The sequence below is a fragment of the Variovorax sp. P1_H12_2 genome (assembly GCF_056405335.1).
This window is the reverse complement of record NZ_JBFUCI010000006.1, coordinates 32486-43440: the sequence shown is the minus strand read 5'-3', so window position 1 is coordinate 43440 and position 10955 is coordinate 32486. Positions and strand designations below refer to the sequence as shown.

The 10955-nt window shown below is 66.9% G+C and carries 9 protein-coding genes; 5 read left to right on the top strand and 4 right to left on the bottom strand.

Annotated features, from left to right (window positions below):
* The 4 genes from AC1D2K_RS01740 to AC1D2K_RS01725 form a co-directional block, all read left to right on the top strand.
* Positions 1 to 1645 (top strand): ATP-binding cassette domain-containing protein (locus tag AC1D2K_RS01740; protein WP_478085812.1); only part of this gene is annotated, 1645 nt, incomplete at its 5' end.
* The gene (locus AC1D2K_RS01735) at positions 1642 to 2796 is read left to right on the top strand and encodes an ABC transporter permease (protein WP_478085810.1); all 1155 of its coding nucleotides are present in this window, start codon (positions 1642 to 1644) and stop codon (positions 2794 to 2796) included. The genes AC1D2K_RS01740 and AC1D2K_RS01735, both read left to right, overlap by 4 nt.
* Positions 2797 to 2801: 5 nt before the next feature.
* Positions 2802 to 3932: an ABC transporter permease gene (locus AC1D2K_RS01730; protein WP_478085808.1), complete on the top strand. Its 1131-nt coding sequence runs from the start codon at positions 2802 to 2804 to the stop codon at positions 3930 to 3932.
* A gap of 25 nt (positions 3933 to 3957) precedes the next feature.
* Positions 3958 to 5457, top strand: a complete 1500-nt coding sequence (locus AC1D2K_RS01725) for an efflux transporter outer membrane subunit (protein ID WP_478085807.1) — start codon at positions 3958 to 3960, stop codon at positions 5455 to 5457.
* Between the two features lie 26 nt (positions 5458 to 5483).
* Here the strand turns inward: AC1D2K_RS01725 and AC1D2K_RS01720 are convergent, their stop codons facing one another.
* Entirely contained in the window at positions 5484 to 6866 is a 1383-nt protein-coding gene (locus tag AC1D2K_RS01720; protein ID WP_478085806.1) for a hypothetical protein, read from the bottom strand.
* 738 nt (positions 6867 to 7604) lie between these two features.
* Here AC1D2K_RS01720 and AC1D2K_RS01715 point away from each other — a divergent pair.
* Positions 7605 to 8051, top strand: coding sequence for a response regulator transcription factor (locus AC1D2K_RS01715; protein ID WP_478085805.1), 447 nt, complete (start codon positions 7605 to 7607; stop codon positions 8049 to 8051).
* A 76-nt stretch (positions 8052 to 8127) separates the two neighbouring features.
* Here AC1D2K_RS01715 and AC1D2K_RS01710 read toward each other — a convergent pair whose 3' ends face one another.
* Genes AC1D2K_RS01710 through AC1D2K_RS01700 form a run of 3 tightly spaced genes read right to left on the bottom strand, consistent with a single transcriptional unit; the run spans position 8128 to position 10890 of the window.
* A complete protein-coding gene (locus tag AC1D2K_RS01710) occupies positions 8128 to 8601 on the bottom strand; it encodes an ASCH domain-containing protein (RefSeq protein ID WP_478085803.1) in 474 nt (157 codons plus the stop codon).
* Positions 8598 to 9344, bottom strand: a complete 747-nt coding sequence (locus AC1D2K_RS01705; protein WP_478085802.1) for a tRNA-uridine aminocarboxypropyltransferase — start codon at positions 9342 to 9344, stop codon at positions 8598 to 8600. Before AC1D2K_RS01705 ends, AC1D2K_RS01710 begins: the two co-directional genes overlap by 4 nt.
* A gap of 13 nt (positions 9345 to 9357) precedes the next feature.
* A complete protein-coding gene (locus AC1D2K_RS01700) occupies positions 9358 to 10890 on the bottom strand; it encodes a serine hydrolase domain-containing protein (RefSeq protein ID WP_478085801.1) in 1533 nt (510 codons plus the stop codon).
* Positions 10891 to 10955 lie beyond the last annotated feature (65 nt).

The following is a 10955-nucleotide window of genomic DNA, read 5'->3' as shown; positions in this document are numbered from 1 at the left end:
GGTCGGCCCGGACGGCTCCGGCAAGACCACCTTGCTGCGGCTCGCGGCCGGGCTGATGCGCGCCGACCAGGGCCGGCTCGAGGTCCTGGGCATCGACGTGGCGAGCGAACCGCAGGCGGTGCAGGACCGCATCAGCTACATGCCGCAGCGCTTCGGCCTCTACGAGGACCTCAGCGTGCAGGAAAACCTCGACCTCTATGCCGACCTGCACGGCGTCGACAAGGCAACCCGGCGCGAGCGCTATGCGCGCCTGATGGCGATGACCGACCTGGGCCGCTTCACGGCCCGCCCGGCCGGCAAGCTCTCGGGTGGCATGAAGCAGAAGCTGGGCCTGGCCTGCACCCTGGTGCGCTCGCCCGAACTGCTGCTGCTCGACGAGCCCACGGTCGGCGTCGACCCGCTGTCGCGGCGCGAGCTCTGGGAGATCGTGCAGCAGCTGGTCGAGCAAGAGCACCTCAGCGTGATCGTCAGCACCGCCTACCTGGACGACGCCGAGCGCTGCGCGCAGGTCTTCGTGCTGCATGGCGGCCGGCTGATCGCGCAAGGCGCGCCGCAGCAGCTGCGCGACCTCGCGAACGGCTTCTGCTTCGTCTCGACGCCGCCTCGCGGCACGGCGCCGCGCACCTTGCAGGCGCGCCTGCTCGATGCGCCCGCTTCGATCATCGATGCCGTGCCGCAAGGCGGTGAAGTGCGCTTCATCCGCCGGCCCGAGGCGCAGGCCGCGTCCGTGAACGCCCTGCTCGCGGGCGCGCCGGTGGCGCCCGTGCCCGCGCGCCTGGAGGACGGCTTCATGGTGCTGCTGCGCACGCAGCAGAAAGCCGCAGCCGCGACGGCCGCCCCACACCCGCCCGCGCAGTCGGCACCGCCCGCCGCCGACGCGCAGGAGATCGTCATCCAGGTGAAGGACCTGGTGCGCAAGTTCGGCGACTTCACCGCCGTTGCGAGCACCACATTCGACGTGCGGCGCGGCGAGATCTTCGGCCTGCTCGGTCCCAACGGCGCCGGCAAGACCACCACCTTTCGCATGCTCTGCGGGCTGCTGCCGGCCAGCAGCGGCTTCCTGCAGGTGGCCGGCCTGAACCTGCGCACCGCGCGCGCGCAGGCACGCGGGCGGATCGGCTACGTCTCGCAGAGGTTCGCGCTCTACGGCAACCTCACCGTCACCGAGAACCTCCAGTTCTTCGGCGGTGCCTACGGCCTGCGCGGGCAGCGGCTTCGCGAGCGCATGCAGACGGTGCTGCAGCAATTCGACCTGCTCGGCCAGGCGCATGCGACCAGCGGCCAGCTGCCCGGCGGCTTCAAGCAACGTCTGGCGATGGCGACCGGCCTGCTGCACGAGCCGGAGATCCTGTTTCTCGACGAGCCCACGAGCGGCACCGATCCGCTGGCGCGGCGCGAGTTCTGGCGCCGCATCACGGCGCTGGCCGAGGCCGGCGTGACGGTGATCATCACCACGCACTTCATGGAAGAAGCGGAGTACTGCGACCGCATCGTGATCCAGGACGCCGGCAAGCTGCTCGCCATCGGCACGCCGCAGCAGGTGCGCGTGCAGGCGGGCAGCGCCCCCGACAGCCGGCTCAGCATGGAAGAGGCCTTCATCGACATCGTGACGCAGGCCCGCGACGCCGCGAAAGCATCGCCATGACCGCGCCCACGCAGCCTCCGGCCGCCCACAGCCGCTTCTGGCAACGGCTGATCGCGCTCACGCGCAAGGAGACGCGGCAGCTGGTGCGCGACCCGAGCAGCCTCGCGATCGGCATCCTGCTGCCGATCATCCTGATCCTGATCTTCGGCTACGGGCTCTCGCTCGACGTCAGGAACGCGCCGATGGCCGTGGTGCTCGAAGACACCTCGCCCACCGCCGTGCAGGCGGTCGCGGGCCTGCAGCTCACGCCGTACATCTCGCCGGTGATGCTGACCTCGATGCACGAGGCCGAGGTGCTGATGCACCAGCGCAAGGTCGACGGCATCGTGCGCGTGCCCGGCGACTTCTCGCGCCGGCTCGCGGCCGGCGACGCCAGCATCCAGGTGATCGTGCACGGCGCCGATGCGAACAAGGCCGGCATCGTGCTGCGCTACGCGAGCGGTGCCCTGGCACAGAACGCGGTGCGGCTGGCCGACCGCGGCGCCGTCGCGGCGCCCGGCGTCGGCGCGGTCACCATCGAGCAGCGGCTGTGGTTCAACGCCGCCAACACCAGCACCTGGTACCTCGTGCCGGGGCTGATCGTGCTCATCATGACGCTGGTCGGCGCCTTTCTCACCGCGCTCGTGATGGCGCGCGAATGGGAGCGCGGCACGCTGGAGGCCCTGTTCGTCACGCCCGTGCGTCCGGTGGAAATCCTGCTGGCGAAGATCATTCCCTACTTCGGCATCGRCATGGTCGGGCTGCTGCTGTGCCTCATCGCCGCGCGCTTCCTGTTCGAGGTCCCGATGCATGGCTCGCTCATCGCGCTCGTCGTCAGCGCGATGCTCTATCTGTTGGTCGCGGTGGCCGTGGGCCTGGTCATCTCGTCCGTCACGCGCAACCAGTTCCTCGCGAGCCAGGTGGCGCTGATCTCGAGCTTCCTGCCGTCGCTGATGCTGTCGGGCTTTCTGTTCGACCTGCGCAACGTGCCGATGGTCGTCCGCATCGTGGGCCAGGCGCTGCCGGCGACCTACTTCATGGAGCTGCTGCGCACGTTGTTCCTCGCGGGCAACGTATGGTCGCTGATCTTCAGGAACTGCGCGATCCTGATCGCCTACGCGGTGGTGCTGCTCGGCGTCGCGCGCTTTGTCACGCGCAAGACGCTGGATTGAGGATCATGAACGGCTCATTCATCGACTTCGTGCGGCGCGTCGCCCACCTCTGCCGCAAGGAGCTGCTGGCGATCCTCAAGGACCCGTCCAGCCGGGTCATCCTGATCGTGCCGGCGCTGATGCAAAGCCTGCTGTTCGGCTATGCCGCCACCTACGACCTGAGCCGCGTCGACTACGCGCTGCTCGACCAGAGCCGCAGCGGCGCCTCGACCGCGCTCATCGCCAGGCTCGACGGCACCGGCGTCTTCCGCCGCGCGGCGACGCTCACCTCGCCCGAGCAGATCGCGCCGATCGTCAATGCGCAGGACGCGCTGGTCGTGATCCAGATCGGGCCCCAGTTCGCGCAGCAGCTCCACGCGGGCGAGGCGGCACCGATCCAGGTCATCATCGATGCGCGCAACTCCAACACCGCAGGCTCGTCGGCGGGCTTCGTGAGCTCGGTCGTGGCCAGCTTCAACGACGAATGGCGCCGGCAGCACGGCGGGCGCCAGGCGCCGATCGCGATCGAATCGCGCGCCTGGTTCAACCCCAACCTCGAAACGCGCTGGAACTTCATGCCCGGCCTGATCGCCGCGCTCAGCATGATCCAGACCCTGCTGCTGACCGCACTCTCCGTGGCGCGCGAGCGCGAGCAAGGCACCTTCGACCAGTTGCTCGTCACGCCGCTGTCGCCCACCGAGATCATGATCGGCAAGGCCATTCCACCGGTGATGATCGGCCTCGTGCAGTCCACCCTGGTGCTGCTCATCACGCTGCTGTGGTTCCGGGTACCGATGGCGGGCTCCTTCCTCACGCTCTACACCGGCCTGGCCTGCTTCACCGTCGCCAGCGTCGGCATCGGCCTGTCGATCTCGGCGGTGTCGGCCAACATGCAGCAGGCCATGCTCTACACCTTCGTGCTGATCATGCCGATGATGCTGCTGTCGGGCCTGACGACCCCTGTCAGCAATATGCCGCAGGCGCTGCAGATCGCGACGCTGGCCAACCCGCTGCGCTTCGCGATCGACCTGGTGCAGCGGGTCTATCTCGAAGGCGTCGGGCTCGCCGCGGTCTGGCACAACCTGATCCCGCTGCTGGTGATCGCGGCCGTCACGCTGCCGCTGGCGGCCTGGTTGTTCCGCCATCGGCTGGTCTGAGCCGCTCCCTTGCAAGGACACCGACATGACAAGCTCCCTTCGCTCACTGCATCGCACGGCGGGGCTGGCCGCGCTGATGCTGGCCGGCTGCGCCGTCGGCCCCGATTTCAAGCCCGAAGTGCCGGCCTCGCCGCCCAGCTTCTCGGCCTGGCACGGCGGCTCGCCGGAGCTGATCGCGCCGCAGGAGCGCGAGCGCACGAGCATGGCGCCGCCGGCCGCCTGGACCATGTTCGGCGACCCGGTGCTCGATGCGCTGGAGGCCCGCGCCCTGGCCGCCAGCCCCGACCTGCAGACCGCGGCGCTTCGCTTCGCGCAAAGCCGCACGCAACTGCTGGTCGTGCAGTCGCAGCGGGTGCCGCAGGTCAACGCCAGCGCCGGCGCGCGGCGCATACGCCAGAGCGAGGACGGCGATCCGACGCGCCTGATCGGCGCCCTCAACCCGGCCAACCGCGAGCAGCTGATCCAGACGCTGAGCGAACCGCACGACCTCTTCCAGGCCGGCTTCGACGCTTCCTGGGAGATCGACGTCTGGGGCCGCGTGCGGCGCTCGATCGAGGCAGCCGATGCCAACGTCGCCGCCTCGCGGGCACTGCTGGCGCAAGTGCAGCTCAGCGTGCAGGCCGAGCTCGCGCGCCACTATTTCGAGCTGCGCGCGGTACAGCGCCAGATCCGCATCGCGCGCGCCGACATCGCCGCGGCCGAGGAAACGCTCGAACTGGTCAGGGCGCGCGCCGACGCCGGCCTCACGACCGACCTCGACGTGACGCGGCAGAAGGCCCAGACGGCCGATCTGCGCGCGCGCGTGCCGCAACTGCTGGTGCAGGAGGCGGTGGCCGCAAACCAGATCACGCTGCTCGTAGGCGAGAGGCCCGGCGCGCTGCAGGCCCAGCTGGCCGGCCCGACCGACACGACCGAGCGCCCGCTGCCGGACCTGTCGCTCGGCCTGCCCTCGGAGCTGGCGCTGCGCCGTCCCGACATCCAGCTCGCCCAGGCGCAGCTGCATGCGGCCACCGCGAACATCGGCGTTGCGGTGGCGGAGCTCTATCCGCGCATCACGCTCGGCGCCAACTTCGGCTTCGAGTCGGTCGAGGCCAGCACCTTCGGCGAATGGGGCAGCCGCCAGTGGTTCGTCGGGCCCAGCCTGCAGATACCGGTCTTCGATGGCGGGCGCCGGCGCGCCACCGTGACCCTGCGCGAGCAGCAGCAGCAGGAGGCCGCCGTGGCCTACCAGCAGACCGTGCTCAAGGCCTGGCACGAGATCGACGATGCATTGAGCGTCTATTCGGCCGAGCGGCTGCGCAACGTGCAGCTGGCCGTGCGGGAGCSCAGCAGCCGCGACGCGCTGGAGCTGGCCCGCGTGCGCTACGACCATGGCCTGACCGATTTCCTGGTTCAGCTCGACGCCCAGCGCACCTGGCTGCAGGCGCAGCGCGAGTACACCGAAAGCACGAGCCGGCTGGCGCTGGGCCTGGTGGCGGTGTCGAAGGCGCTGGGGGGGGCCGGCGAACTGCCGGGAAAGTCCTGATCGGGCCGTCGCAGCCAGCCGTGGCCTCAATCCATCAAGTTGATCTGCAGATAGCCATTGGTGCCATGCGCGGGATCGTTGGCACCGATGATGGCGAAGACCTTGGCGCCCTGCATCGCAAAGTAGAAAGCGCCCGTGCTCGCGTTGGGCAAGCTGCGCATTCCATTCGGTTGGCTGGCTCCCATCGCATTGAAAGCATTGGAGGTCTGCACCGCGCTGCCATCGGTCGCGACGCCGCTGCGCGTCGACGTGTTGTTGGCCGAAACCTGTACGCGGGCCCACGAGCCCGGCGTGGCGGAGCCGTAGCCGGTGCCGGCAGGCCAGGCATTGCCTTCGGGCACGCCGATCCGGAAAACGGCGGTGCGCGGGTCGCTCGCGGACTTCCCGGCAATCAGGAAAATCTTCTGGTCGCCGATGCGCGCCAGCGCGATGTTGGCGGTGTTCGAAGGCGAGGCCGATTCAACCATGGTCCACATGCCGCTCACGCTGCCGGGGGAGATTTGCCAGGTCTGCTGATCAGCGATCGGGCAGAGTTCGATCCGGAAGATGTTGGCGGCGTTGCAGCGAACGAGCTTGGTGCCTCCTCCCGAGATCTCGAACTGGGAGATATCGGAGTTCTGCGCAGTCGGGCCTACGTCGATGCCGAAGCGGTTGTAGACGCCGTCCAGTGCCGCCTGCTGCGTTTCCAGCGCTCGCGAGGCCACGAAAGGCTGGATGGCATGGATCTCGGTCGCCGATTGCGTCACGACGAAGGGAAATGCGCCGATCACGGTGTCCTGGTTGACACGAAAGCGCGCGGTGTTCGCTGCGGTGGTGATCCGGGCGGACTGGAAGACATACGTGCCAGCCTCATTGGGATCCGCGGCAAAGGTCCCGGCGAGCACGGCGTTGTTGCTGTCGGTCCAGGTGTAGGCGCGGGTGTCGAAGTCGAGCGCAAGCGTTTGCCGGGTTCCGTTGGTGGCGAAGGCCTTGTAGCTTCCGTTGCGCAGGTCGGCGCCCGCCACCACGAATTGCAGCGCCTTGGTGTTTGCTGCTTCGGCGCCCGCCGACGCGGTCACCGTGTAGGTGGCCGGCGAGGAGGTCTCGTTGATCAGCTGCGCGCTCCATTGGGTGAGTGTGCTGGCGAGGCCCTTGGCGGTGATGCCGGCCGGCGAACTGCTGCCGGTCCACGCGACGCTCTGACTGGGCGTGATCTCCACCGTGTCGCCGGGCTTCACGGCGTACTGGTCTGCGCTCTGGGCCGTTGCGGCCTGCCCGTTGATCTTCACCGACGCGGTCAAGGCCGGCTTGGGGGCCACGCCTGTGATGCCACCGATGCCGCCGCCTCCCCCACCGCCGCCGCCGCCGCCGCCGCAAGATGCCAATGTCGCCGCGGCCAGGATGCCGGCGGCAAGAATCCACTTTCTCATTCACTCGTCTCCATCAAGATGTGTTTGTGTTGTTTTGCTGCGTTGCTGGCCAGGAACGCCTTGTGTTCCCACCGCCCCTACACGGCGGGGCCGCTGCGCAAACGGGCGCAAAGATACATGTAGTTGCATTATTCCGCAACAAAAAGTACTGCTTTTTTTGACAGGACACAATTCACGTCCTCGACGGGTGCGGCTTTCGTATCCGGTGCGCAACTCGATCGGCGTTAAACTCACGGCTGCGTTGAAATCGCAGTGGCGAGGTGAATTGGCAAACCGATCGTCGCTTTTGAGCTTCCAGAGCCACCTGGGTTTTGGTTGCGGACTTGCTCCTCGATGACGCACGTGCTCGTGCGGCCAATGAGCGGCCGATTTCAATTCGTTCTGATTCAAATCTGAGAGGGCTTCGCGTCAGCGATCGCGCCTCTAGGCGTGCCGGTCATCCCTGATCGGCAGCCAGGCTGCGTGCCCCATTTTTATTTTTTATTATTGGAGGCCCTTTCGAGGCCAGAGAATTCCTAGAGGGTGGCGACGAGTGTGAGTATTGTTTGTATGGGAGCCGGGGGCGACAGAGGGGTCGTTCGCCTGGTCGGGGTAGATGGTGAAATTCACACGGCTCTGGATCAGACCCTTCGGAATGAAGGGCATGGGGTTCGCGCCCACGCGTGCTGGGAATCGTTTGCGGAGTCGGGCATTGGCGGCGAAGCAGGCTGTCTGGTCGTCGACATCGATGCTCGCGAAATGCCGAACGAACTTCTGGCGCTGCTGGCCCAGGGAGCGGATTGTGGTGTTCCCGGCATCGTCATCGCGACAAGGCCGAGCCCGGCAGATGTCGTGTCCGTGATGAAGGCTGGCGCCTCCGACCTGCTTCTGAAGCCCTTCGGCAATGCGGCGCTCGTGAGCGCAATCGACAATGCCATGGCCAAAGGACTCACGCGGTACAGAAGACAAGTGCGACTGGGCAGAATGAGAATGTGCTACGCGTCGCTCACCCCGCGCGAACAAGAAGTGGCGCACCTGGTGGGCGCTGGGCATCGGAACAAGGAAATCGCCCAGGCCCTTGAGATTTCCGCGCGCACGGTCAAGGTCTATCGAGCCAACGCGCTGGTGAAGATGGCCGCCCGTGGCGTGCCAGACCTGGTTCGCGCGCTTGGAATGCTTCGCGTGGAGCATGAGCCCGCCGCGTGAACACCAAGGCAAAGGTGGCACACCTTAGCTTCCGATTTCGGGAGCCTTGCGACACGAACACGACGAGGTCGTACCTTCAGGTGCCGGCTCTGTAGACGACTCTGAACCGCTCGCACGCAACAGGCATGACCTGACTGGGTTCTCGGCCCAGGCGCGCGCATTCGCGGCCGAAGTAGGCCCAGTGAACGCGGCGCCAGTACGCCAGCGATCCATCGCCCTCCCCCTCGCTCGCGGCGAACTCTGCGCCGACTTGCTCGAAGGGCACAACCTCGACCTTCAGCGTCTCGATGACGCATGCAGGCTTTCCGTCCCAGTAGGTGACCACACTGAGGGCGCCCGGCTTGGGTGGCGAGCCGCCGGCATTCTCGAACGACCAGACGAGACTGGCAGTGGCCCGTTTGACACCTGCGAGTACCAGGTCCGCAAGTGCGTCGGCATCGGCTTCGTTGTCATCGAAGTGGAACGCCTCGAAGAACCGGGCGGCGCAGTCTTCTCCCATCTCGGCGCAGAAGGCGTCCCAGAAAGTGGCGATGCTTGAGGGAATGTTCATGCTTGTCCCAAGAGAGAAACCTCGCGCAACCGCTGGTGCGCCGTGCCATCCCAGGCAATGGGCTGCTGGTTCTTCGCATGCAGATAGTGATGGGTGAATACCGCCAGGTAGGCCTCCAAGGTTTGCTCGGCAAGGTGTTCTCCCGCCAGGTTCATGCACAAGGCAGCCACCTCGCTGGTGCAGAAGTGGTCGTCGCGGCCGGAGCGGCGCAGCTTGTAGTGCGATATCTGGTCAGGCTGCAGGCTCAGCACCGGCAGTGGATCCAGGTAAGGGCTTCGACGGAACATCTTGCGGGCCTCGGCCCAGGTCGCGTCCAGCAGGATGAACAGCGGGCGTTTTCCGGTCACACCACTGCGGGTCTCAGGCGGCTGCACGGTGCGCACCACCCGCTCGGGCGCCGCATACTGGCCCGGAAACACCACGTAGGGCTGCCACTGCGGGTCGCCCAGCAGGGCCAGAAGTGCGGGGTCGGTTTCGGTGCGCGCCCAGCCAAAGGCAAAGGTATCGGCCACCACGTCGGCGATCAGCCAGCCCGTGTTGCTTGGCTTGAGTGGCTCGATATCGGCCATGAGCAGACACACCCCTGCGCGTGTGGCCACCGACGGGCGCAAGGCACACATGCAATGGCTGGGGACGAGCCGGCAGCCCGCGCAACGCTCGCGCTTGAATCCACCACGGGCGAGAAAGGGTTTGACGCTGCGCRCCAGGCGGGCGGCGCGCAGGAGGGAGACGGCGTGGGGCATGCGGCGATTTTCGCTACTGCGCGCGAGGCACGGCTTCCATCAGCAGCGCAAGGGCCTTGTTGAGGCTGGTCACTCCGGAGCGCTCCCCCTTGTCGTGGCCCAGGCGTACGACGACCAGCTCGTGCGATGGAACCACGAAGACGAACTGGCCGCCCGCACCCAACATGTAGTACGCGGTCTGCGGCACGGCATAGGTCGCCGCTCCATTGATCCAGAAGAAGCCACCGTAGATCATGCGCTTGTCCGCCGCCCAGGCGGGGGCGACGGTGCTCACGAAGTTCACGAACCCCTCCGGCAGGATCCGCTCACCCTTCCATACGCCGTCCTGCAGGTAGAGATTGCCCAGGCGCGCCCAATCGCGCCCCGACATCGCCTCGTAGCCTTGCGTGAGAAAGTTGCCGTGGGGATCGGTCTCCATCACCATGCTGCGGATGCCGATCTTGTCGAAGAGATGGCGCTGTGGAAACGAGAGGTAGTCCTCGCCGCGCTTTTCGACTGCGAGGCGAATCAGGTAGCTCGCAAGCACCGGATCGGTGTTGCGGTAGCGGCCCACGGTGTTGGGGGGCCACTGCTGAGGCCGGGTCGCCGCGTAAGTGAACGCGTTGTTCCGTCCGGTGTAGAAGTAGAGGTGATCGGGGTAGGAGCCGTTGGGGTCGAAGTCCGGATCGTCCGGCGCCTTGATGCGCAGCCCGCTCGACATGCGAAGAATGTCCGAGATGCGGATCTTCCGCCGGCCATCGTCGGCGCCTTGCCACTCGGGAATTGGCGCGGGCTGGTCGAGCTGATAGACGCCCTGCTGGACAAGAACGCCCATCATCGTTCCAACCACGCTCTTGCCCATGGACCAGGACTGGAGCGGCGTTGTGATCCCGATGCCGTTCGTGTAGCGCTCGCCAACGAGCCGCCCCTTGTGCGTGACCACGAACGCTTCGGTGTACGCGTCGGGCGCAAACGCGGCCTCCACGGCCTGGCCGATTTTCGCCATGTCGACGCCGGCCGGTGGCGGGTCGGTGGGCAGCACGTCCCCCATCGGCCAGGGTACTTCCGCCGGATCCGGCAATGCGCTCTTGATCTCCACCGGCTTGAAGAAGACGTCGTCCTGGCCAGGCGGAAGGGTGATGCAACCCTGCGAGCCGAAGTGGCGCGCGACCAGGGTCGGGCCGTTCGGGATCGTGATGCGGATTTCTTTCCGCGCACGGTCGATCACCGGCTTTCCCACCTTCTTGCGTTGTTCATACGGTGCCGTGAAGTAGCCGACGCTCTCGGCCGCGAAATCGGGATCCAGCCCGGTGATGAACACCGCCGAACACATCGTCTTGGCAAAGCCGGCGGTGTGGTGCTCCAGCGGATCGCCGGGTGGCGGCACGTAGGTCGTGTCGAGCTCCAGGCCTCGCGCTCGAGCATTGAGCGCCTCTTTGGCCGGCAGTTGGGCGGACGTCTGTGCGGCTGGGGCAGGGGTCGCGGTGCCGCCAACGACACCTCCACCTCCACCGCCACCTCCTCCGCAAGCAGTGAGCAACGCGGCCACCGCCAGCCATGGAGTCACGGGCCGCACCTCTTGTGAGGCGCTCGAAAACTGAAAGGGAGTGCGCAGTCTCATCGTTCTTCTTT